Raw genomic sequence first — 24,500 nt, forward strand, 5'->3', positions numbered from 1 at the left:
CCGGACCTCGCACATCAAACCTCCGCCAGTGGTTCTGAAGCGTCACCAAACGATGAAAGCTTTAACCCCGTTTTCTGTAGCATTGACAGGTAAAGCCGGCACATTTGTCGGTTCTCCTGCTCCCGATAATTCAGAACCCGACCTCCCTGAATCTGGCCGCCTCCACCCCCAACCAGGACAACGGGAAGCTGCGTCGCGTCGTGCCCACCATTCATCATGCTGGAGCACATCAGCAGCATCGAATTATCCAAAGCCGATCGTTCGCCTTCCTGAATCCGATCGAGCTTGCCGGCAATATACGACAGCTGCTGCAGGAAGAACTGATTCACTTTCAGCCAGTCGTCGGTATCGGAGTGCGAAAGCAGATGGTGGATCATGTAGTCCACACCCAGATTTGGAAAACGCAGTGACGAATGGTCATTATTCAGCTTCAATGTGCACACGCGAGTCGCGTCGGTTTGAAACGCAAGGACAAGGATGTCGCACATAAGCTTCATGTGTTCTGCGATGTCCTGAGGAATCCCATCTGCAGGCCGCGGCATGTTGGGGCCACTAAGAGTCGGCCGCCATCCCTGCAGCTCACCGCGTTTTCCCGATTGTTCAATTCGTACTTCGACCTCCCGAACCGATTCGAGATACTCATCCAGTTTGCGCTGGTCGGACGCGCTGATCGTACGCCGTAGATCCTGTGCGTCTGCAAGGACAGCATCCAAAACGCTTTTATCCCCCCGACGCACGTCGTCTTTAAACAATCGATCGAAGGCCAGAGCAGGATAAACCTCCAGCGGAGTTGGAGAAGTCGGCGACGACCAGGAAATGTGCGAGCTGTAAAGCATGGAATAGTTCTTGTGAACGGAGGGATTGGCTTTCTCGCATCCCAGCACAAGACTTGGCACCTTCGTCGTATGACCAAAATTCTGCGCAATTACCTGATCAACACTTGTACCCGATCTGATTTCTCCGCCAGCGGCCAGAGGAGCCCCCGACAACAGGTTACCCGTTTGAGAACTGTGAATGTTCCCTTTCAGGGCCTCCGCGTTATAGAGCCCTTTAATGAAAAGCATCCGTTCTCGGAACGGTTGCAGTGGTTCCAGAACCTTCCCCAGTTTCAGCGATTCGCCATCCGGTTCAGCCCACCATTCACGTCCATGGAATCCATTGCCGGCGAATAGAATGGCTGTTCGGACCGGAGCAGAACTACCGGGATTCCTGGATTGGGCAGACTGATCCCCCCATACACTCATCGACTCAAACCAGGGTAATGCCATGGTGACGCCCAGGCCACGCAGCATTCTGCGACGGGAAAACAGATGTGGCATGGTTTCACTCCTCTGAATGCAATTGCACGACTCTGGTCGATCAGGTGGGAATACTTGAATCTGGCGGAAACACGGGCGGGACCTTCGAGCCTACTCTATCGATGCTGGCGCAGGAGTTCTATCCCATTGTGATGTCCGTTATGGTGAAATGCAGGAAGCTGATGGAAGGTACAGCCAGAAGCAGATCCGATCTGGAGCTGCAGGTTATCTGTCGTAGTGGTAGCTTCCGGCAGGTGTTTTGCCGCGATCGCCAGAACGGGGGCATGCAACAGGCCGTTGGATGCAAGAACGCTGGTTTTCCTGAACGGCAACTCCTCACCGCGGCACGTCGTCACTTTGCCGCCCGCTTCTTCGACCAGAAGCCGACCAGCAGCGAAGTCCCATGGAGACAGCTGATATTCGAAATAAGCGCCGTAGCAGCCCATCGCAACCTGCGCCAAATCCAGAGACGCTGTCCCGAACCGACGGACTCCGTGAATCTGCTGCCGGAAGCAATCCTCAACTGCTGCAAGCGTCGCCTCCATCATCGCTCCCCGATCATAGTAGAAACCAATTCCAATCAATGAATCAGACATCGATTGTTGCAATCCAACATGAATAGCCTTGCCATTCCATGTTGCGCCGTTGCCTGATTCGGCAAGAAAGAGATCTTCGCGAATTGGATTCCAGATGACGCCGCAAACAGGTTTTTGTTGGCGATAGTAGGCAATGGAAACAGCAAAGTGCGGGATATGATGGGCGAAATTTGTGGTTCCATCGAGCGGGTCGATGATCCACAAATGTTCGGCAGTCGTATCACCGCTGGTTTCCTCTTCACCTAACAGGCTGTGTGTTGGAAAGTGACTGCGAATGACTTCGACTATCTTCCGCTCGGCATTGACGTCCGCATCAGAAACAAGATCCGCAACGCCTTTGTTACGCATCGTGACGCCATTGTAGAAATAGTCGGCGAGGATCTGGCCACCCTGTCGAGCAGCATCCAGTGCAATTGTGATTTCAGATGTCATGGGAGGCTTTGGATTCTATGGAGTCTGCGTGGTTCACCCGGAATGGAGTGTGTCAGGTCATTCATGATTTCGCATCCCGGTCGGCGCAATTTTCAAAGTTGAAGAATCCCTCGCAGGAGGCCTCAACGATGAAATCCGAGCTTTCTGCCAAATCGGCCGGCCAAATCCCTGCTTCGAGGGGCTTCCGAGACAAACCGTCACAAAACCAGGGGGATTTGCCGATTTGCCTTAAAGCAATTGCAACGCTCGTAATATGGATAATAATGTCCCTCATGGCTAAAATGCGAACGCGGGAACCATGTATTTCAGCAGGACTTCCCTGACTTGCCGGTGGATGCGTCTTCAGAAAGTGTATCCCTGCAAACCAGCAGGAAAACTGTCAGGCCAGAGCTGAACCCTGGTGAGTCTCGAAACCGCAACCAAACGACTGAGTTCCCCCAAACGCTTCGGAAATGACCATACAACCAGCCGATCGACCATGAAGCTGACTTTGCACGATGAACTCGGATCTTCCATATGACCGTTGAAGTTAACTGCCGAAGTTGCCACTACAGATTTCACGTCAACGATGAATATGCGGGCAAACTTATTCGGTGCCCGGAATGTCGCATCGCTGTCGCCGTGCCCAAAATTGGCTCCCCTGCCCGCGGCGTCAAATCCGAGGAACGGACGTCGCAGGAAGTTCCGTCAGTTCGACTGAGCCAGCCAATGCGTTCGGCGTCAGCGCCTGTGAGGTCCGTTCAGCGTCCGCCGGATCGCGTCAGGCCGGATCCATCCCGATACCGCCAGATGAGCAACCAGCGAACGATCATGTTGACTGCGGCAGGTGTGGTACTGCTGGGCCTGGTCCTGATTGCGGGCTACATGCTGGGGCAAAGTGGCAATGCTTCTGACGATCCGATTGCAGACGGAAATCCGAGCGTAGACGACGGCCTGCATGACAACCCGGCAATGGCGGAAGCAAACACGGCACATCAGGAACCAAACGATCGAGAGCCATCAACCGTGGCTGGAAACGGGACTATCGAGGAGGCGTTTCCGGCCCCTGGCCCGGCAGTCACCGCAGCAGATCAGCCAGTTGTCGCAAATCCCGGCTATGATGGGGCGGCGTTTGCAGGCAATTCGACAGCCATCGCGGCGTCACCCGGAAACCCAGGCACTCCACCGATCAATCCATCCGTGGATTTCGAATCACAAGACCGGACTGTGATGCCTGCTGTTCCCGCATTCACCGATGGCCAACCATCGGCTCCTGACCAGCCCTCGATCGAAAATCAGCCGCAAACAGAACGCCGAGAGCTGAACCTTGCCGACCTGATCGAGAAAGTCCAGCCGTCTGTGGTGCGCGTGGATGTCGATTCCGTCCAGGGTTCCGGACATGGCAGCGGCTTTGTAATCGATGCCGCGGGGATTATTGTGACGAACTACCACGTCGTTGAAGGCGCGACCAAAGCGATCGTGTGTTTCAAAAACGGCGACAAGATTCCTGTTGACGGATTCCTGTACCTCAGCGCGCAGAAAGACATCGCCATTCTGAAGATCAACCCGAATGCCGGGAATCATCCACTTCAGGCAATTCAGTTGTCTCCGTCTGCACCTCGACAAGGTACCAGTGTCGCAGCGCTTGGAGCACCTTATGGACTGGACTTCACTGTCAGTGAAGGGATCATCAGCGCTGTTCGCCTTGCGGCAGAACTGAAAGAATCCATCGGTTTTGATGATCACGAAGGGACGTGGATTCAAACGACGTCCCCGATTTCACCCGGAAACAGCGGCGGCCCGCTGGTTGATCGATTCGGCGATGTCGTGGCAATCAATACCATCACAATGGTCGTTGGGCAGAACCTGAATTTTGGCATCTCCGCTGAAGATATCCGGCAGGGAATGTTTCAAATGCTGAGCTCACCGATGCCGGTCTCACCCACGAGTGCACCAGTTCGGGGACATGTGGCCGAACCATCTGAAAATGGAGAACTCGTCGACGCTGTTGGTACCGAACGTGCCCTTCAGCTCATGAAGTCGCTGAAGACGTTTCGGGTGCTGCGGGTTGCGAAATCTTACGATGTGTTGGGAACAGTGCTGACACACGTGAACTCAGAAGCTCGCGATGCGCTGTCGAAAGCCGGACTCAGAGAATCCGTCGCCGCAAATGCGATGCTTCTGATTATGGTCAACCAACAATCGGCAGGCACCGGAAGTCGTTTGATTCTCAAGTCACAACTGCTGGTGGAGCAACGTGTGGCAGGGCAGGAGCAACTGGTGATGATTTGGGAACAAACCGAAGAAGTTGGCGGTATCAGCGATCAGGCCCTGTTCTCCGGAGTGTTGCCCTCCAACCTGAAAAAGAACATAGAGAAGTACTTCCGAAATCTGCGTGTTGAAATCGCAAAAGCCCAGAAAAGCTCCGAGTAGTCTCCTGCTCGGAGAGAGCCGGATTATGCACGGTCCCCTCCATCGCATCCCTGCCTGCACTTCATGTGTGTAACGACCTTGCGCAGCGACTGCTGTCGTGCTGAAGTGTATCCATTCAGAAAGATGTTCAGCCGACTTCAACGGCGATGCCCTTTTGAGCTTAACGTTAAGGGCAAGCAAATCAGATTTCTTTGGTAACACCGCCGACAGAAATTCGCTTTAACGTGGTAGAGCCCGAATGCAAACGTGTACTCGGGTCACTCATCCCCGCGTTCAAACGTCGCGTTTGAACGGCCCCTCTACCATCGAAAGGGACATCATCATGTGGATCCTACGATTAGCAGCTCTTACAATCGTTGCCTGTTCCGCACCATTGCAGGCTCAGGAATTTGCTACGCTTTCCAATACCTACCATGTCGAGGTCCGAATCGAACACTGGCGGATAGGGTCCGGCGGCTGGTCCACGCAATATACGACGACAGATCCAGACGAAGCCGAGCTTGTCCTGACATTGTTCGAAATTGCAATGGAATCCGGAGAACTCAACAGCATCCTTGGCCTCAGTTGGGAATGGATCATCACAGACGTGAGGATTCGGACGGAATACCCACAGCAATTGACGGAGCCTGTGATTCAATCTCCGATCAGAAGATATCGTGCCGCCTATACCGCTCCGCAATACGGATACCCACAGCCGTAGCCGTTGATGTTATGCAAGTCCCGGTTGGGGATCGCCCTGGCCGGGAGGCAAAAATTCGCAGTCACAATTTGACAGTTCTGCCCTCGATGCAAACTGGCTCTCACGTTCCTGCCAGCAATTCCACCTGGACAGGACAGAATCAACGACCGGAACGACGGCTCCCATTGCCGCAGCAAGATTCGTCGATCTTGTTGCCAGTGATGCAAGCCACACAGCATCATTCCAATTCATCACCAGTGAATCGATCTGAGCCTGCGTCGCGAAGGATGGTGATGACCACGGTCGCTGTTTTTTCCGACGAAAGGCCCGACGACTCTTGTTCAACACGTGGTCCGCCTGCAGCTATTGCTTCTGAGGTTCGAGCTCCGGGCCATTGGCCTTGAGTAGAGCAACCTCTTATTCGAGTTGCTCTACTCGAACAAGTAGCTGTTGAACGGTTCTCCGCAAGTCGTTGTCATTCATTTCAACGACATTGGGCCTGAGAGCGGCAGTCTTCTTGTCAAGTGCCGTGACTGCCGGATGTCTTGCTCCCAGTTTATCCACCAACTGCTTCCGGTTCTCTTCCAATCTGGCGACCTCGGTTGCACCAGACTGAGGATTATTCTCTGCGGCCAACCGATCGGACAATGACAGAAATCCCAGGGCAATCCCCAGGCAAAGGATCGCAACTGAAGTACGCATGGTTGATTTCCTTCAAATTCCGAATGTGTTGTCCCAGGGGATTATGCAACATACACAGCACGGGGAAAGTGTAACATTACCCCTTAGCGGAGAAAACCCTCCAATGCTGAAGCCTCCCGAGCTCGCAACTCAGGTGCATCTTTTGTTATTCAACAGATTCTGCGCGATGGACGACGATTGTGTCGCCTGTGGGCCGGAACGTACGGGCGTCGTGTTACGGTTGCAGGCAAATCCTGGACGTAAGTCTCGCCCACCCAAAAGTGGTGTTAGCTGAATTGACTCTGAGCTGAGATTCGGTTTCAGGATTATTGAAGACGTATGTCTGGACTTAAGCCATGTAGAAACCTTCGAATTCCGAATCCACTTAATGCGTTCCTCGGCCTGACCGCCATATTCAACGGATTACCGCATTGGCACGCTCGATTCGAGGTATTGACGCAAACCATTATCGAAAACATGTCGCCACCCCTCGATGGGAGGCTCGCCTCCGAGAACACCAAACCTGTCATCCCGGATTTTCAGGATAGTACCACGTCCTGCTGCCGAAAGGGTAAGCCGCAGCGACGTCATTGCCGGACCGCCGAATGGGGGCAGCAAGTGCCCAGCGAGAACCAATTCCCGGTCTGCATCAACGCCGATCACTGAGTACCAGACAAGACCATCGCCGCCACCAAAATCTTCGAACGCGCGACCCCCGAGCTCAGGCTCGATCACGAAACGCTTTGTCCGTTCGGACGTAACAAAGTCCATGGGCCACCAGGCAGACGACTCGCTCGTCAATGCCTTCCAAACGCGTCCAGGCTCCACGGCAATATTGACATCGATCTCACAGGAGCCGCTCGTGATTTGTTGATTCGACACAGGCATGCATCCTTCAGGGAACAAGCATTGCAACCCGTTTGGGGCGAATGACATTGAAGCAAAGAAACCGTGAATCAAGGAAACCGTCGCACCACAGCGAATAGCCACGCACAGACCGCAGGGCCCAAGCCTCGAGCCAGACTACCAGCGTATTCAAAAACGGGACGGACTCGAGCAGGAGACCTTTCAAGAACGATAATCTAACGTCGTCCTGCGTGACTGTCACGGTTCTTCAACGGACAGCTATCGCTATGAGCAACGGGCAACAACAGATCCGGGCGCCACGCGGCAGATTCAGTGCCGAACGGTGTTGATGACTCATGGCAATACAGCACACCCTGAAAATGCTCGTTTGTTCTCCGCCGACTGACTTACTTAGAAAACCCGATTCGATCAACTTCACGCGATGGCACAGATGTCTCTGGAGTATCGTTTGCCCAACCAGGTTTTTGCTGGTCACCTCAGAATTCCGCCACATGTTTGTCAGACGACATCGACATCACAATGATCGCAGTCGAAGCGGTCTGTCATTTCCACACCAACGAAAAGCTGTACGTCGAAACGTCCAAACTCCAAAGAGACACCAGCACTGTTGCGATCCAGGACATGTATTCGATCAACCCCTTCCGATAGTGAACAAAGCGAACGCAATGGTCGAGGATTTGTGCAGCAGATCTTCCATGTCTGTCCAGCGTCTGCCATCACCAACTCAAGCGAGATGGGTTCACAATGAAGTGTTGCGACAGCAGACAGCAATCGCGAATTGGGCTGTGTTGCGAAATGGTACATGGACATGTTTCGATCGCGAGTGAGCCCTGTTTGACGTGGAAATGAATAGCGACTTTCGTAATCGAATATGCGCCGGCACGGCTTCCTATTCAACCGGCGGATCGCGCGATTCGGTTCATGGCTTTGTTGCTAACGATGTTGGACTAGTTCTGCAGCCGTTTCATTTTCGTCTTGATATCTTCTACCGAAGCGCGAAGGCGATCGACTGCTGCCTCGGTTGGGATTCCATCGATGTCACACGGTACGTCTTTCGCCGTTGTTTCAAAGGTTTCACCCCCAAAATGAACGGAGATCAAAAAATCAGCCATCCATTCATTCGATGTCGATTCAGAAGAGCGAACATCACCGGACTTTTTAACAATCACTTCGCTCTTGTTTAAGATCCAGCCCGTTCCTTCGTGCATCATCGCAATGATTTGATTGACGGCTGATGGGATTCCCAGCCACGGTGCCGGGCTGGAGGCCGCTTTATCAGAAGCCGGGGATGTTTGATTGTTACAGCCAGCTAAACCTGCCAACGCACCCAAAGCAAGCAGGAGTCGGCATAAATGAGGTCGAATCATTGGAGGAACCGTTGTGTTGCAAGTACGTTTTCGCGACGAAAGGTTCGGTAACTGAGGTATCTGCGTTTGAATTGTTTCGCGGGATTCGGTGAACGGCAACTCCGGTCGACGGCATTGCTCAGCATTTCATTCAATATCTACAATGCTGACAACTTTTCCTTCTTTGGAATAGCGTACTTCGATTGGACCGTATTGTTCGAAGCTATCCCATTCGGATGAGCCGCCGGCGCCTGATAAACCGATTCCAAAATGCTGAAGCTCAGCCATGACTTCAACTTCTGACTCTCCCACGAGATGTTGAAAGTATTCGGCTCTGGGTGGAAGGCCTGAACTGGATGCCAGCGGTGCTGAACTGAACATTGAAGTAACGATCGCTGCCACAAACAGGAATGGCGGAATTGACACCTGGAACATCAGGAATTTGTAGGATTTTGTTTTGATGGCCATCGCGACGCCAATAACGACGGATAGGCCGTAGAAGATGCAGACCAGAATCATCTGATCAACATCAAGTCCATAGGAGCCTGGATGATCGAAGCCAACGCCGCCAAAGAGCCCAAAGAAGACCAGAATTGCCATCAAGGAGACCTGTACCACTAACATCACACTGATAAAAGCAGTTGCCATCATGTCACCCCAATCGTCCAGCGGCACCGGACTGGAACCGGTGACGTGATCCTGTCATTGCGGCACCGAGCTCCGTTTCGGTGCATACAATTGTTAATTTACATACCTCGCAATTATTATTGCGGCGAATGGACTACGAGCATTCCAACAAGTCTACACACGCGGGGCGTCTGTCTGGAAGCCTTGGTTGGGAAACTTCTCGAATCCCCCTGGAGCTGCGGACATCCAGACAGAATGGCGGAATGAACTCCGGCGATCGCGGTGTGAACCTTACTGGCTCGCGATTTCGCAGATCAAATCTTTGTTCCCTGCAGCACAAACAAGCAAGAGATGGATGCCGGCAGAACGTTTTGAGAGTGCCAAACCAAAGACGGAATCCTGTTCCCGGAGACCCCAACGCCGGAAAAGTGAGCTCCTCCTGTTTCTCCCGACACGCCTGCTTTGCGCAAAATGACGACCTTCTTCATCGCCTGAACTGTCCCTGATTTGTGATTCACCTGAGAACATCAGGATTCCCAAACTCTTGCACGAACAGGATGTCACTGAGTGGATGAATCGACCACACCGATGACAGCTGCCTGCAGGTATCCAGCCGAGCGCAGCATGTTGATCAGCGGTTTGGTGCAATCCATATCGACAGCGATCAATAGGCCACCTGAGGTTTGCGGATCAAACATCGCGTGCCATTGTGGACATTCCGTCACAAGAACTGCATGAGATCGTTCATTCCGTTGCGGCCCGAACACGATTTCAACGCTCAACGGATCACATGGATGATCCGGAACTTGCATTCGACCGGCAACGGAGCGGTTTTTCGGATCAAGCGTACTGCAGATACCGGCGTCGAATAATTCTGCGGCACCATCGATCAAAGGGATCGCATCCAGCTTTAGTCGGGCCGAGACGTTCGAGGCATCGATCATCTCAATCAAATGGCCGGCAAGTCCAAATCCGGTGATGTCGGTGACAGACGTGGCACCATAGTTGCGTGCAATTCTTGCAGCTTCTGCATTGCTCTGCAGCATGGTGGTGATGGCATTTTCGACGGCAGCTGCCGATGAACGAACGAGATACTTCTCCAGACGACGCGATCTGTTTGCTGCATCCCCGCGACGATGGGGATGCATTTCCCTGCCGGCGAGGATGACACCCGACCCAAGTGGCTTTGTGAGGATCAGGTTCTGGCCCGGAGTCAATCCGGACTTACCAGAAAGCTGAGGGGGCGACGCGCCATCAGCAGTCCTTCCAAGAATCGTGAAACCAATGGCAAGTTCACCTGCATCCATCGTATGGCCACCGGCAAGTACGACGTTGGCTGCCCGAAATTCGCGAACAGCCCCGGACAAAACGGCATGCAGCGTTGCTGCCTGCGCGTGGTGAGGTCCCGGAGGCAGGCACACCGTTGCCATCGCCACTGTTGGTATCACAGATCTAGCCCACAGATCGCTCATCGCATGCACAGCAGCAATCCTGCCTGCCAGCCACTCATCTCTTACAACGGCAGTGATCATGTCGACAGTCAGAGCATGAACTGTCGATCGACTGTCAGAAAGCGCGGCGGCATCTTCTGGTTGCAGAAAATCTCGATCACCATCGCCATACTCTTCACGCAATTGACGAAGCACTTCGCTCAGTACGTCCGCACTTGTTTTTCCACCACACCCCCGACAACGCATCGGTGCCATTTGGAAATCCTGAACACCGCGATCAGCCGTGAACACCAAGCGCGAGTTCCGACGCATGTCTGTGTTTGACCGTGAGTTGGCAGGGGCATTTTTCATGGGACGATGCATGTTCATGAATCGTGTATCAATACGATTCTTTAGCTTCCAGAGCCACGCCCCGTGAGATGTGACGCAGCGATACTGACCAATCGCTGTGCCATCGCCCACCGCCAACAGCGATAGAAAATCTGTCTGCGGTCGGTAACGAACCAATGGTTCTTTGTGCAGCAAATTTTGCAAATTCTGCCAGAGCACCGCTCCTTCTCGTACCGCGTAAACGCCGGCTCGAGGAACGGGATTACCGCGGATTTCTGCGCAGTCTCCGACAGCAAAGATGGGCTTCTCATCAACTGATCGCAGCGTTTCATCCACCAGGATGAACCCGTTTTCGGCTCGAGCCAGATCCGTGTTCTCGTTCAGTGGTAGAGGGCTCGCACTGGTACACCAGACGACAATATCGAAGGTGTGCTCACTCCCGTCGTCGAATACCAATGCGTTTTCACGTGACGCGACGACCCGTCGCTGACAGGCGAGCTGAATCCCCCGAGCTTGCAGCAGTCCAGCAGCGCGATGGGCCGTCTGTTCACGATACCCTCGCATGATTCGAGATGCAGAATCAATGAGCGTGACCTGAGCCGGGTTCGTCCCGCAGTTACTTTCTGCAAGTATTCGATGAAGAAACGGCTGAATACAAAATGCAATTTCAACTCCCGCAGCGCCACCTCCTACGACTGCAACCTGCAAGCCGCGAGAATCATTTCTCTCTCGACGATGATGGACACACTTCTCAACCTGTTGCTGAAGCCGCCGGACAGCTTTGAACATCGGCTTGACAGGCACAAAGCCGGGATGATCTGCCGCCACGTCCACTCTGGACGGCCTGCTTCCAATTCCAATGGATGCTACGTCGAATCCAATGGACGGCCGGTCTGACCCGAAGTGAATTCTGCGGGAAACACTGTCGATCCTTGTACATTCGTCGACGATTAGATGAATTCCAGAATTGTAGGTCAACTGGTGAAGATCGATCAGCATTTCATCGGGCTCATACAGCCCAGCGAGGACTCCCGGAAACATCCCGCTGTAAGTTGCACAGGGAGTTGTAGAAACCAGGGTCAGACGCGTGTCGAAGATGGATCGTTCTGCCCACATCCTGATGACGTGCAGATGGGTGTGTCCTGCGCCAATGAGCACCACATGCCGCGACGGAAGGTTTGTTTCATTCATTAGCTGAACACTTATCGCAGGCGAGGCGATGACAAGGATCCACGCAAAGCTGGCGGCACATCACAGCAGTGTGTCCAGCGTCTGGCAAAGTTCACCAATCAGCAACTCAGCGGGCTCCAGACCGACAGAAAGTCGCACCAATTCGTTAGTGATGCCAAGTTCCCTGCGAGCATTTTCACTGAGGAAACGATGTGATGTTCCGGCCGGGTAAGAAATCGTGGTGCGTGCATCGGCCAGCGACGGAGAGAATGGGATCGAATCACTGGCCAGCATGAATCGGTTGACAATTTCAGCACCGTTTCCATTGAGCTCAAACGAAATGATGCCCCCGGTACCGTTGGGGTAAAGGCTGGTGGCCAGTTCGTAAGACTTATGGTCGTTCAGCAAAGGATAATGCACACGACCAACTGCAGGATGGCCAACAAGCCGCTCTGCAATCGCCCGGGTCGTGGCGCAAACCTGCTTCATTCGCAAAGGCAGCGTTCGCAGTCCTCGCTGGCAAAGCCATGATTCAAATGGGTTAGCATTCGCGCCAAAAATGCTGGCTGTCACCCGAAGCTGATTCATCATTTCTGCGGAACCGGAAGCAACACCCAGCATCACATCCCCGTGCCCATTCAGATATTTTGATGCGCTGTGTACAACAATGGCCGCACCATGGTCATGGCACTTGATGAGTATTGGCGTGGTGAAGGTGGCATCCACCACCAGTGGAACATCGCCAAGTGCTGCCGTGACAGCATCCAGATCACAGATTTCCAGCAGGGGATTTGAAATCGTTTCAACCAGCGCGAAACACGTTTGGTCGGTTCGGGCCGCCGCGAATTCGGAGGGCACCGTCTGGTCCACCAGTGTAAAGTTCAATCCAAACTGCTGCTGCATCCGTTCAGCCAGCTGAATCGTTCGACCATACAGAGCCCGGGACATGATGACGTGGCCACGATTATTACCCAGTGTCTGAAAGACACTGGCAATGGCGGCCATGCCTGATGAAAAAACGGCCCCGGCCTCGGCGTTCTCCAGGCAGGCCATCGCATCCGCCAGAGCCACATGATTTGGATTATTGTCCCGAGTGTAAATATACCCCGGAGTTCTGCCGACCGCGATATCCTCCAGCTGATTCAGGTCTTCAACATCAAACGCAGCCGATTGAAAAATCGGCGCAACACTTGGGCGTGTCGATCCTGCGTTTGCGGATCCCATCCGGGATGGTTCGGCGTTACGATTGGTTGAAGACATCTCGTCCGATCTATCAGCGGGGATCGTCATGGCATCGAGCCTGAATCATGTACGAATAAAAACACCCTGCCGGAATCTAACCGACAGGGTGTTCTCAGAGAATCAATTCGCAGGTGGAGTCGGCAAGGTCGACGAAATTCTGAAGCGAATCGACGAACTGGGTTCCTCCTGATCTGTACTTTCCAACTATCGAGCTTCGGGCGGCAGAGGAACAAGTTCTTCGCCGGCGTTGTGTTCCACAACAGCGGTTGAACCAGTTTCCAGATCTCCGTCTGTCTTTGAGAACCGCGTTGTGCGGCGGTCGAGGATCACACGGGCTGCTTCGCGAACTTCTCCTTCGCTCAGGCGTCGCAGGTTGCCGATTTCGGACAGCGGCTCAATGATTCGGGCAACCCGCCCCAGCGTCGACTCCATCATGGCAACTTCGAGTAGAGTGTGGCGAATCGAATCCAGAGATCGGACATGTGCTGCGACCTCAGTCTGGAAGTCGTCCAGGATTTCCAGATTCTGGATTGCGTCGGCCACGTCTCCGGTGTGATCATTCAGCGACGTCTGCAACTGCACCAATGAATCCAGATTGTTGCGAGCCACGTCCAGCCGAAGTGAATCGCTTGTCAATTGGGTGTTCATGGCAATCAGGGTTTTGGCATGATCGCGAGCGGTCTCAACCGTCTCTGAGGCGGTGAGAACGTCATCCTTCATTGAGATCAGCTGATCGACGGACTGCTGAGCAACCGCAAGATCGCCGGCACCTCGGTTGACGGAATCCTTAAAGGCAACAAACTGATCGAATCGCTCTGCAGCGACTTTCAGGTCGTCGGAATGGGCCACCATCTGCTGCGTCAGCTCTGCCAGCTGTGCGACGCTTTCACTTGCGTTCTCGTAACCATTTGACGCGGCGATCATCCGATTCTGCAAAGCCACCATGCCATCCAGTGAATTCGCGGCAATCTCTGTCTGATCTGAACCTCGAATGATCGCGTTCTGAAGCTGCTGGAAGGCGGACAACTGCTGAGAGGCCTGTTGCGTGAGTTGTTGTTCATTGATAATTCGATTCTGCAGGCTGACAATACGATCGACAGCGGACAGAGCGATGGTCGCTCCTTCTGCCTCGTTCTGGATCCTGTTCCGGAGCGTCTGAATGTCAGCGATCGCCGCTTTGACCTGCTCCAGCCGACTGGCCTGCTCCTCAATTCCGGCGAGCAGATCGTTGGTCTTCCAGACAGAGTCTTTCGACGCAACCAGCTTTTTCATGCTGCTGTCGGTCAAATCCAGTTTTGTCTGCAACCCATCCAGTCGGCCCTTGAGCGGACCCACCATCATCAGTTGCATTCCAAAGAAGACGACTGCAAGCGACATGAGCATGGACATGCCAATGAAGTTGCGGAAGCCCCGCATTTCGTTATTCGATGATCGTCGGATAGTTGTCGATGTACCGTTCAAGGTTCTTCCTCCGGAGCTTAGACGGCGTTTCGAAATCGGTTGAGTGTTTTCACACGACTCGGTTTCGTTTGATGATTGAAAGACATGCCAACCACATTGCGTTCGTTGTCGGTAAAGTTCACCTGAACGAAAAGAACAACCGCGGTTTGCTAACTTTTATCGCCGTCAGACTCAGGCACAGTTTGCCTGTTTTATGTGAATCGGCAGACATTGCCGGAGGCGGTTCCGCGCCGATGGGGATGAGCATGCCCTAGCGGAGGATTCGACTGTGCTGGTTATGCGGGAACTGGGTACGAACCATTAGCGCACTACCAAAGAAAAAAGCTTCACCAGTCTGAGGACTGATGAAGCTTTCGGATTTCATTGGCCGGGTCGAGGATGCGACGCCAATTACTTCTTTGGAGTGTGGGCACACTGGCCGTGAGATTCAGCCATTGATGTCTTTTGTTCGTTGATGCCCGGGCATTGAGGAGCCATTTCGGCATTCAGTCCCTTGTAGTCTGCCCACTGTTCGGGCAGGTTATCTTCGTGGAAAATTGCTTCCACGGGGCACTCTGGAACACATGCTTCACAATCGATGCATTCATCTGGATGAATGAAAAGGATTGCTTCGCCTTCGTAGAAACACTCGACCGGACACACAACTACGCAGTCGGTGTACTTGCAGTTGAAGCAAGGTTCTGCCACAACGTGAGCCATTTGTTGCCCTTTCAAACCAGAATGCTGGCCAGAGAATCGGGACCCGAGTTGGGTCATTATTAGGTGGATACACTCTTCATTGTGAAGAGTAGTCTGTCTCATTGTCGTCTGCAACGTGCAGATTGGCCCCAGTAAAATGGACCGTTTCTGCAGTTGGGAAGCCCGGTTGCTTCTTCCAGAGTGAGTTGTACGAAACGCTTTTCGGCAATTTCCAGACACGCAGCGGTGCAAAAATGCGTCTCAGGAAATTGAGACAGAATCTCGCAAATTATCTGCTGGTCCTCGCCAGATCTGCGCGGGTTTTGCAAGGAAACCAGCCATCCTGCCGATTTTTACCAACCCGATTTTGAATCGTCCGGGGTTTCAGAATCTGGATTCCCGTTCGGGGTTACGGCGCACAAAGTGGAATAATTTGTGCACAATTGATGCTCCCACTGCAATTTTTCTCCGTTTACAGTCAATATCAGTCGCGTTCCGTGCGTATTTCTACAAGTTGCTGCGTGTTGTGTTGTTCTTTCATACACGTCTGTTTTCAGCCTGAGCAATTTGCTGCCTCCTGACCCGAGCGAGGTCTACTGTGCCACTCACTGATACCGATCGCAAACTTCTGAGCGAACTGCTGGCTGGCCGCAGCAATGCGTGGAAGGTGTTCGTTGATCGTTTCACGGGGTTGGTGCTTCAGGTCATCCAGCAGACCGCACAATCCCACAGCATAAAGCTGAGTGAGCATGATGTTGAAGACCTCTGTGCGGACACCTATGCCGAATTGCTCTCCCGAGACATGGCGTCATTGAGAAGTTTTCGTGGACGGTGTTCATTCGCGACCTATCTGGCCGTCATTGTACGGCGGATCGTGGTGCGACAGATGACTCACTACCGATACCGGCAGGCAATGGGACACGTAAATGCTCATCGGGCTGCAATCGATCTTGCGGGAGATTCCTCTGATGTGCGGCAACTGGAAGCGAGAGACGAAGTGGAATCTCTGATGTCCTCACTTCCTCAGGAACAACAGACGCTGCTGAGTCTGCATTTTCTGCAACATCGATCCTACAGGGAAATTGCCACGTTGCTGAAGAAACCGTTGAATTCTATCGGCCCAATGTTGAGCCGGCTGCGTGAAGCGATGCAGTCCCAGTCCCCACGCCCTACACGATAGCCGAAACATCGGCAGGACGATCCGCAGGAACCATTATCGCTTCACACGCACGCAGACCTCATTTAGCTACTGAAGCAGACTGCGATCGAGAACATCGCGTGCCTTCGCAAAGTAATCCTGCCAGATGATCTCGGGATTTCCATCCCGGAGGCAGTCTCTGACTTTCTGCAGTGTGTTCCGAGCCATGTGGGGGCATCGATTACAAGCGCAGGTCTCACCGGATGACGCCATGATTCCCGGAACAGGAATATAGGTGTGTTGCGGCGCAGATTTCTGCAACGGATGAATCATGGCCGCTTCTGTCGCAATCAGGAATGTCATTGGTTCTTCGAGAGACATTACGTACTGGCGAATTTTTTCCGTGCCACCAATGAAATCCGTAATCTCCAGAATATTCTGAGGGCACTCCGGATGAGCGAGAACTTGCGCTGCCGGATTATTTCGCTTGGCTCGGATAAGATCCTGAATGCTGAAGATCTCATGAACCATGCACGATCCCGGCCAGAGAATCATCTTCCTGCCGGTGACTTCGCTCAGATATCGGCCGAGATGCTGATCGGGGACAAACAGAATTTCCTTATCGTCAGGGACCCGTTCAATGATCTCTCGAGCATTGCCACTGGTGACAATCCAGTCGCAAAGACTTTTGACGGCCGCTGAAGTATTGATGTATGCCACAGTCTGAAAGTCTCGCCCCTGAGCTCGCAGCTGCTCCTGAAATGCTGCAAGGTTGTCTGGCTGGCAACTGTCCGCCAGCGAGCAGCCGGCCAGCATGTCGGGAATCAGGATACGCTTTTCAGGATTCATGATCTTTGCCGATTCACCCATGAAATGAACCCCCGCAAAGACGATGGTCGATGTATTGACTCTGGTGGCGTCTCTGGCCAGTTTCAGGCTGTCACCGGTAAAGTCAGCGATATCCTGAATTTCTCCATCGACATAGAAATGTGCGAGTACAGTGGCGTCTTTTTCTTTCTTCAGGGCGTCGATTTCGTCCATCAGATCGAGTGGGTCCTCGAAAGGGACCGGTGAATCCGTTACGACGGGCAAAGACATGTTTACAGGTCCTTAATGATGTTGTTCGCAGGTTGGTCAATGAATTTGGGAATGAAGTCTTCCGCGGTTGGATCGAGACATCAATCCGACGACGAATGCTGTTGGTCCTCACGTTGCTGGTCAGATTGATCGCTGAAAAGCGGAATCTGACTTTCACGAGTGCCGATCCTTCCGGACTTTGGCTTTCTTTTTGCGGCAGAAGTTCTGGTGGCTGACTGTTTTTTTTGAGTTGCTGGAGCTGACATTGTCGGTTCTGCAGCCCCAACAAGCGGATCTCCCGGGCTGGTCTGATTCAGCCGTTCCCGCCCCGCGTCTGTGTACTCGGGCGACAGTTCGAAGCCAACCACTCGGCGGTTCAGCTTTCGAGCCACGACCAGTGTCGATGCGCTGCCGGAAAATGGATCAAGAACAATATCGTCTTCATTTGAACAAGTCCGGATAATACGTCCAAGCAATTGTTCGGGCATTTGGCACCCGTGGAACCCGGCACGTTCTTTGAACGTACCGGCAACTCTCGGGAAATACCACGTGTCTTCTTCTGGCTGAAACCCCTCGGAAAGGTCTTGTGGTCTCAACGTAAACGTGGCGTTTGCCTGGGTTTGAATATTCGGTGGAATGATCCAAGTGTCGTCTGGCAGCCGACCTTTACTGTTGGCCCGCGAGTCGTTGTACACAAGTTGCCTGGCCGAAGGGACGCGATTCGCCGGGTCGTCCATACGAAACGTAAAACGAGCCCTGTCTTTGACGAAGTAGAACAAGTGAGCGTGAGACCGGGTGAACTTCTTTTTGCAGTTCACTCCAAATGTGTAGTACCAGATCACCCAGCTACGGCAATGGAACCCGATTCGCTGGCTTTCCACTTTCAGTTCGGCCGCGTATTCATCGCCTATTGCGAGCCAGAAGGTGCCGTCGTCTTTCAGAATCCGATACACCTGCTGAATCCACTCACGGGACCACTGCAGATACGCTTCGTATTCCAGCTGATCTTCGTAAACATCGTATTCATAGCCGATATTAAACGGCGGATCTGCGAACGCCAGGTCAACCGACCCATCGGGCAGAGACTGCATACCGGCGATACAGTCGCCGTTGTGGATGTCTCCAATCCAGCGGGGCGTATCCGGGGCGACTTGCGATGATCCAGGAGATTCAGTCATTTTAGAAGGGAAGCAGCTGAGCAGCTTCATCGAGTCCAGTTTGAATTCGAGCCGTGACAGGAACCACCAGAAGGATAGTTGATCGAGAAGAGTCCGTCATCTGACGCCGATCGGGCTGTTTTTTGCACGGCGGATGGTGCGTTTTACAATTCCCGGAGCTGATCGACGAACCGCAGATGGTCGTAAATCGTTGTCAATAAATAGGTTCCGATGAAAAACAGACTTTCGGCACACTTTATGCAGACGCTTTGGGACTCTTGTAGTACAATCTAGGGTAGGCAGCGAAAGCGCTGGAAACGAAAGATGTTGTTGGATGGGGCATCAGGAACCCTTGGGCCATTCGGCAGCAATCGAAGGATCAACACGATGTTGAAGGCTGATTACGCCCTATGCACCTGAATATCTCGCAGCAGATGAAGATGAGCCAGCAGATGAAGCTGGCTCCGCGGATGATCCAGTCAATGGAGATTCTGCAGCTCAACATGATGGCCCTGAACGAGCGAATCGAACAGGAGCTGGTAGAAAATGTGACGCTTGAAGTCGTCAACAAAGATCGCGACCTGCCCTCCGCCGAACCGGACACCGTCACGCAGGTGGACGACCCACGTGAAGCCAGAGAGCTGCGTAAAGATGTGGAATCGCGAGAGCTGGTTGCTGGCAACGAAAAAAACAACGAATCCGATTTTGAACGCCTGGTAGAGATCGCTGCCGAATGGCCGGAAGACAATGTGGGATTTGGCGGATCCCGGCCATCGTCGAATCAGGTCAGCGACGACATGGATCGCCACAGCGACGCGATGGCGAATATGGTCGCCCGACCGCAGTCGTTGCATGAATACCTGTTGGAGCAGTTCTCATTTCACTCATGCGATGATGCCCACCGTCAGTTTGGTGAGTACCTGATCCAGCATCTGGACCACAATGGCCGCCTTCAAAGTACGCTCGCAGAAATCAATCAGCAGTTTAATCGCACTTATGGTCAGGGTTTGACAATTGAAGATGCAGAGGGTGTTCTGAAGATAATACAGCGTCTTGATCCTCCCGGGGTCGGAGCGAGAGATCATCGCGAAATGCTGTTGCTGCAGGTCGACGACCATCTTGCGTTTCATGACGTCGTGGAAGTGCTGATACGCGACCACCTTGAGGATATCGCATTCAATCGACTGCCACTCATCCAGAAGGCAACCGGATACTCGATCGACCTGATTAAGGTTGGCATCGAACAAATTCAGACGCTCAATCCTTACCCGGGACGGGGATTCGAGCAGCGACCTGTTCAGCGTGTGACGCCTGACCTGGCGGTCGAGCGCGACGACACCGGACGCTACGTCGTGCGGCTTCTGGATGAATACGTTCCCGAATTGCGAATCAGCCCGCGATATCAGCGAATGCTGAAGGACAATCCATCACAGGAAACACGCGACTGGATTCGAAGAAAAGTGGAATCTGCACGATGGCTGATTGAGTCAATCGAGCAGAGGTACAACACGCTGAGAAAAGTGGCTCAGGAAATTGTCGACCACCAGCAGGAGTTCCTCGACAAGGGACCCGAATTTATCGCACCGCTGAAGATGCAGCAGATTGCTGATCGCGTCGGGGTCCACGTGACGACGGTATCCCGTGCTGTCGATGAAAAATGGATCCAGACGCCGCGAGGGCTTTTTCCTCTGAAGAGATTCTTTGGGGGCGGGACGCAGACAGCGGAAGGCGAAGACGTGGCGTGGGACACCATCCGTATCAAGCTTCAGGAATTGATCGACAATGAGGACAAATCAAATCCGCTGAGTGATGATGCCCTGGTTGATGAGCTGGGTAAACAGGGCATTACTCTGGCCCGACGCACGATTACCAAGTACCGTAAGCAGATGATGATTCCGAGCAGTCGTCAGCGTCGCGAATACTAAGAGCCCACGCATTGTCGGTCATTCGCACTGCTGACCAGTCAAACAACGACCGGAATCAGCGCGTTTATCAGATCTCATTCGCTTTGCTGCGCTGAAAGGAAGACTTATGCGTGCGCGTTCAATGACATCCGGCTTGTATCTGCTGGTCGTGGTCGGGGCCTTTCTTACATCTTCGTCCGTTTCCGGACAGTCATCACGTGATCGTAAGAACAACTCACAGCTCAACGAGAAGGAACTGCAGTCCCGCGCGGAAAAAGCTGAGGAAACGCTTGTCAAAGAGCTTCATGAAATTGCTGGGGAGTTTTACAAGCAGGGCGATCGAGAAAAATCCATTGCGATCCTGGAACGTATCAGTCAGATCAACCCTCGAACACCCGGTCTCAAAGAGCAGATGAAGACTATTCGGGAAGAAATGCTGACTGATAATCCCGCATCGGTCGACGTGGATACATCAAAAGGATGGACTGCTGCCGTCGCGGAGGTGGAGGGTGGTCGACCGTTTCGGATTGCCGCATCCGGCGATTTTCGTGTCCTGTTCTCAGCAACCCTGAGTGTCAACGGGATTTCGGATGAAGACCCCAGTAAAGATGTCCTTTCGGTCGCGCCATTCGGAGCGTTAATTGGAGTGATCGTCAGTGACGGAAAACCGGGCGAGCCTTTCGCTGTCAACAATGGTCTGGAAATGACACCCAAGAAGTCAGGCCTGCTTTTTCTGCGTGCCAACGTTCCCGCAGGGGCCAAGTGCACCGGTAAGATCAAGGTTCAGTTGAGTGGCGGAATCCGGGCCGCAAATTCGCGTTAATCGCTGGCAAAAAAATTGCGAAACGGTCTGCATAGGAGGCCGACGGAAAGTCCGTTCCGTGCGCATCAGGCTTCTCGTATCTCGCAAGCGTGCTCCGTTCCCGAAACCAGCGTTGCGGTATTTCATCTGGCGTATTCTTAGTCTGGCTTCACGATGAGACTCTCCATGGCGACTTGCGTTCTACTTGTCATTCTAACGCGTTTTGGCAGGTGTGCTCCCGCGATGGTTCTGACGCTGTTGTCCGTCATGACGACACTTTCCGCAGAGGATGCCACATTGCCGATCGTCACCGAGGCGCTGGTCTTCGCGGAGAAGGACGGACTGGTGGCTGTCGAAGCGGAACATTTCTCGCGACAGGAACACACCGACGTTCGCGCTTTTCACATCACAACTCAGGATCAGGTGCCGAATGTTCGACCAGACGGCGATCCGACCCATCTTTCAGGAGCGGCAGGAGGTGCGTATGTCGAACTGCTGCCCGACAGTCGTCGAAACCATCAGCACAAGCTGGTGAAGGGGCAGAATTTTTCGAATGAACCAGGCCGTCTGGCGGTGCTGACGTACAGAGTTCACTTTCAGAATCCCGGGAAATACTACGTCTGGGTACGCGCTTACAGCAGCGGTTCAGAGGACAACAGCTTGCACGTTGGGCTCAACGGAAACTGGCCTGACAGTGGACAGCGAATGCAGTGGTGTGACGGCAAAAATTCATGGCGATGGGAAAGCAGGCAGCGAACAGAAACAGAACACTGTGGTGAAGCGCACCAGATATTTCTGGAGGTACCCGCAGCAGGTATCCACGAGATTCAATTTTCCATGCGAGAAGATGGATTCGAATTTGATCGCTGGTTGATGACAAATAACCGGGAATTCAAACGCCCCGCGGACGAAGGGCCAGCCGTAGTCGTCTCATCGGGCAACCTTCCAGCAGCCTTTCCAGTGGCACCGGTCGCGGTTGCTGAAGATGCCGGGGGCCAAGTTGTGCCTGAAGCCGTGACTCGGTCTGCCAGTTTGAGCACGCTGCCGATGGCCCCCGCAATGGTGAAAGCCGATCTGCAACAGCCGCGTCAGGCGGACGGCCCTGGCACAGTCAGTATTTCCGGCGATCTGAAACAGTGGCACAAAGTGACTCTGACACTGGATGGCCCCTTCGCTCACGAACTCGATAACGCACCAAACCCTTTTGTGAATTATCAGCTGAACGTGCAGTTCACGCATGAATCCGGTCTGCCGAAGTATACCGTTCCCGGTTACTTTGCGGCTGATGGCGACTCTGCAAATACATCGGCTGCGAGTGGTACGAAGTGGCGTTGCCACCTGGCACCTGATAAGCCGGGACGTTGGAACTACAGGGTGTCGATGCGAAAAGGAACCTTCATTTCGGAGACAGACACACCGATTTCAGAAGCGGTCCCGGGCGATGGAGTGGAAGGAAGCTTCGAAGTTGCTCCGACCGACAAGACAACCCCTGATCTGCGTGCCCATGGGCGTCTTCAATATGTGGGCGAACGATATCTCCGGTTCGCCGAAAGCGAACAATACTTTCTGAAAGCCGGAGCAGATGCTCCGGAAACGTTGCTCGGTTACATCGATTTCGACGGAACAATTGCCGGAAAGCCAGAGAAGGTTCCTCTGAAATCCTTCGCTCCGCACATCGATGACTGGAATGAAGGTGACCCAACATGGAAAGACGGCAGGGGCAAAGGTCTGATTGGTGCCGTGAATTATCTTTCCCGCAAAGGATGCAATGCGTTCTCGTTCTTAACTTACAACGCTGGTGGCGATGGAGACAATGTCTGGCCGTTTGTGTCTCGAGATGACAAGCTTCACTACGACTGCAGCAAGCTCGATCAGTGGGGCATAGTCTTCGATCACGGGACTGCGATGGGGATGTATCTGCACTTTAAGATGCAGGAAACAGAAAACGATGACAACACTGCCGGTAAGGGGAAATCCAGATTCGTGGCTGAGTCTCTGGATGGCGGAGACCTTGGAATTCAGCGTCGCCTTTACTGTCGCGAACTGATCGCTCGTTACGCTCACAATCTGGCGCTGAACTGGAATCTGGGTGAAGAGAACACGCAAACGACCGAGCAGCAACAGGCGATGATTGACTTTATTGCTCAACTGGACCCCTACCACCACAACATCGTTGTCCACACGTTTCCTGATCAGCAGGACCAGGTTTATGAACCGCTTCTTGGCGACAAGTCTCAGCTAACCGGAGTATCACTTCAGAACAGCGGCATCCGCGATACACACTGGCAAGTCGTGAAGTGGGTCAGGCAATCGCAAAAGTCCGGCAAGCCATGGGTCGTTGCCTTTGATGAATCAGGTTCAGCGGCTCATGGCCAGTGCCCTGATCTTGGATATCAGGGGTACGACGGCCATGACCGAACCGGCAGGATGACCTACACAGAGCATGAAGTCCGTCAACAAACGTTGTGGGCCACTCTGATGGGAGGCGGCGCTGGTGTCGAGTACTACTTTGGCTACCAGTACGTCCAGAATGACCTCATCTGCGAAGACTGGCGCAGTCGGGATCGGAGCTGGGACTACTGTCGGATTGCCGTGAATTTCTTTCATGAAAACAATATCCCATTTCCACAAATGGAACCCTGCGATGAACTGATCCGAACAGAGGCTGACGACAATTCGGCTTACTGTTTTGCAAAACCAGGTCATACCTATCTCGTGTACATCGCAAAAGGGAAACAGGTCACCATGGACCTTTCGGATGCAGCTGGGGACTACACCATCCAGTGGTTCAACCCTCGCGATGGTGGCCCGCTGCAGAATGGTTCCGTCAGAACCGTTGCGGGCGGTGGTGAAGTGAATCCAGGGCAACCACCAGCAGATCGGGAGAAGGACTGGTTAGTCGTCGTACGTCATGCGAAGCTGTCGATGACTGAATACAAGCCATGAAGAGCTGTTTCGACGTCGCACGAGATTGCCGCAGCGGCGAACCAGCGTATTTCAGCGACGCTGAATCGTTTGCTGCATTCGGCTCGAATTGAGCGGTTTTGGAACCGCCCTTTCCGTGGCCGGAAATGAAACTCGTGTAACATCCCTGCAATCCGTGCGCTTTGACAGGTTGTGGTGCGTTGAGCCTGTCTGTATTCTTCCCCGAG

At 53.3% G+C, this 24,500-nt stretch carries 19 protein-coding genes; 6 read left to right on the forward strand and 13 right to left on the reverse strand.

The window, feature by feature from the left end; genetic code table 11:
- Nucleotides 1-14: 14 nt before the first annotated feature.
- The gene (locus R3C20_09230) at nt 15-1,319 is read right to left on the reverse strand and encodes a DUF1552 domain-containing protein (GenBank protein MEZ6040678.1); all 1,305 of its coding nucleotides are present in this window, start codon (nt 1,317-1,319) and stop codon (nt 15-17) included.
- 95 nt (nt 1,320-1,414) lie between these two features.
- Nucleotides 1,415-2,326 carry an inositol monophosphatase family protein gene (locus R3C20_09235; protein MEZ6040679.1) on the reverse strand — a complete coding sequence of 304 codons (912 nt, stop codon included), beginning with the start codon at nt 2,324-2,326 and terminating at the stop codon, nt 1,415-1,417.
- 516 nt (nt 2,327-2,842) lie between these two features.
- On the opposite strand from R3C20_09235, the gene R3C20_09240 reads away from it, so the two are divergent.
- Together R3C20_09240 and R3C20_09245 are read left to right on the forward strand one after the other, a co-directional pair.
- Nucleotides 2,843-4,738: a trypsin-like peptidase domain-containing protein gene (locus R3C20_09240; GenBank protein ID MEZ6040680.1), complete on the forward strand. Its 1,896-nt coding sequence runs from the start codon at nt 2,843-2,845 to the stop codon at nt 4,736-4,738.
- A gap of 322 nt (nt 4,739-5,060) precedes the next feature.
- Entirely contained in the window at nt 5,061-5,438 is a 378-nt protein-coding gene (locus tag R3C20_09245; GenBank protein MEZ6040681.1) for a hypothetical protein, read from the forward strand.
- A 396-nt stretch (nt 5,439-5,834) separates the two neighbouring features.
- Here R3C20_09245 and R3C20_09250 read toward each other — a convergent pair whose 3' ends face one another.
- The 9 genes from R3C20_09250 to R3C20_09290 all read right to left on the reverse strand — a co-directional run bounded on the left by R3C20_09250 (nt 5,835) and on the right by R3C20_09290 (nt 15,291).
- A complete protein-coding gene (locus tag R3C20_09250) occupies nt 5,835-6,119 on the reverse strand; it encodes a hypothetical protein (protein MEZ6040682.1) in 285 nt (94 codons plus the stop codon).
- Nucleotides 6,120-6,521: 402 nt separating this feature from the next.
- Complete coding sequence (locus R3C20_09255; GenBank protein ID MEZ6040683.1) at nt 6,522-6,980, reverse strand: SRPBCC domain-containing protein; 459 nt, start codon at nt 6,978-6,980, stop codon at nt 6,522-6,524.
- Nucleotides 6,981-7,463: 483 nt separating this feature from the next.
- Nucleotides 7,464-7,769: a hypothetical protein gene (locus tag R3C20_09260; GenBank protein MEZ6040684.1), complete on the reverse strand. Its 306-nt coding sequence runs from the start codon at nt 7,767-7,769 to the stop codon at nt 7,464-7,466.
- Between the two features lie 143 nt (nt 7,770-7,912).
- On the reverse strand, nt 7,913-8,332 hold the full coding sequence (locus R3C20_09265; GenBank protein MEZ6040685.1) for a hypothetical protein: 420 nt from the start codon (nt 8,330-8,332) through the stop codon (nt 7,913-7,915).
- A 126-nt stretch (nt 8,333-8,458) separates the two neighbouring features.
- On the reverse strand, nt 8,459-8,959 hold the full coding sequence (locus R3C20_09270) for a hypothetical protein (GenBank protein MEZ6040686.1): 501 nt from the start codon (nt 8,957-8,959) through the stop codon (nt 8,459-8,461).
- Nucleotides 8,960-9,498: 539 nt separating this feature from the next.
- A complete protein-coding gene (gene selD, locus R3C20_09275; protein ID MEZ6040687.1) occupies nt 9,499-11,910 on the reverse strand; it encodes a selenide, water dikinase SelD in 2,412 nt (803 codons plus the stop codon).
- 60 nt (nt 11,911-11,970) lie between these two features.
- Nucleotides 11,971-13,179: a PLP-dependent transferase gene (locus R3C20_09280; GenBank protein MEZ6040688.1), complete on the reverse strand. Its 1,209-nt coding sequence runs from the start codon at nt 13,177-13,179 to the stop codon at nt 11,971-11,973.
- A gap of 156 nt (nt 13,180-13,335) precedes the next feature.
- Nucleotides 13,336-14,592: a hypothetical protein gene (locus R3C20_09285; protein MEZ6040689.1), complete on the reverse strand. Its 1,257-nt coding sequence runs from the start codon at nt 14,590-14,592 to the stop codon at nt 13,336-13,338.
- Between the two features lie 390 nt (nt 14,593-14,982).
- On the reverse strand, nt 14,983-15,291 hold the full coding sequence (locus R3C20_09290; GenBank protein ID MEZ6040690.1) for a ferredoxin family protein: 309 nt from the start codon (nt 15,289-15,291) through the stop codon (nt 14,983-14,985).
- Nucleotides 15,292-15,868: 577 nt separating this feature from the next.
- On the opposite strand from R3C20_09290, the gene R3C20_09295 reads away from it, so the two are divergent.
- Nucleotides 15,869-16,450: a sigma-70 family RNA polymerase sigma factor gene (locus R3C20_09295; GenBank protein ID MEZ6040691.1), complete on the forward strand. Its 582-nt coding sequence runs from the start codon at nt 15,869-15,871 to the stop codon at nt 16,448-16,450.
- A 66-nt stretch (nt 16,451-16,516) separates the two neighbouring features.
- Here the strand turns inward: R3C20_09295 and nadA are convergent, their stop codons facing one another.
- Nucleotides 16,517-17,506: a quinolinate synthase NadA gene (gene nadA, locus R3C20_09300; GenBank protein ID MEZ6040692.1), complete on the reverse strand. Its 990-nt coding sequence runs from the start codon at nt 17,504-17,506 to the stop codon at nt 16,517-16,519.
- 80 nt (nt 17,507-17,586) lie between these two features.
- Nucleotides 17,587-18,663, reverse strand: a complete 1,077-nt coding sequence (locus R3C20_09305) for a site-specific DNA-methyltransferase (protein MEZ6040693.1) — start codon at nt 18,661-18,663, stop codon at nt 17,587-17,589.
- 389 nt (nt 18,664-19,052) lie between these two features.
- Between R3C20_09305 and rpoN the strand changes: the two genes are divergently transcribed.
- The 3 genes from rpoN to R3C20_09320 all read left to right on the forward strand — a co-directional run bounded on the left by rpoN (nt 19,053) and on the right by R3C20_09320 (nt 24,294).
- Nucleotides 19,053-20,567 carry an RNA polymerase factor sigma-54 gene (gene rpoN / locus R3C20_09310; GenBank protein MEZ6040694.1) on the forward strand — a complete coding sequence of 505 codons (1,515 nt, stop codon included), beginning with the start codon at nt 19,053-19,055 and terminating at the stop codon, nt 20,565-20,567.
- A 106-nt stretch (nt 20,568-20,673) separates the two neighbouring features.
- Nucleotides 20,674-21,369, forward strand: coding sequence for a hypothetical protein (locus tag R3C20_09315; GenBank protein ID MEZ6040695.1), 696 nt, complete (start codon nt 20,674-20,676; stop codon nt 21,367-21,369).
- 165 nt (nt 21,370-21,534) lie between these two features.
- Nucleotides 21,535-24,294, forward strand: a complete 2,760-nt coding sequence (locus R3C20_09320) for a DUF5060 domain-containing protein (protein MEZ6040696.1) — start codon at nt 21,535-21,537, stop codon at nt 24,292-24,294.
- Nucleotides 24,295-24,500 lie beyond the last annotated feature (206 nt).

Source organism: Planctomycetaceae bacterium (assembly GCA_041398825.1).
In the GTDB taxonomy this organism is placed as follows: domain Bacteria; phylum Planctomycetota; class Planctomycetia; order Planctomycetales; family Planctomycetaceae; genus F1-80-MAGs062.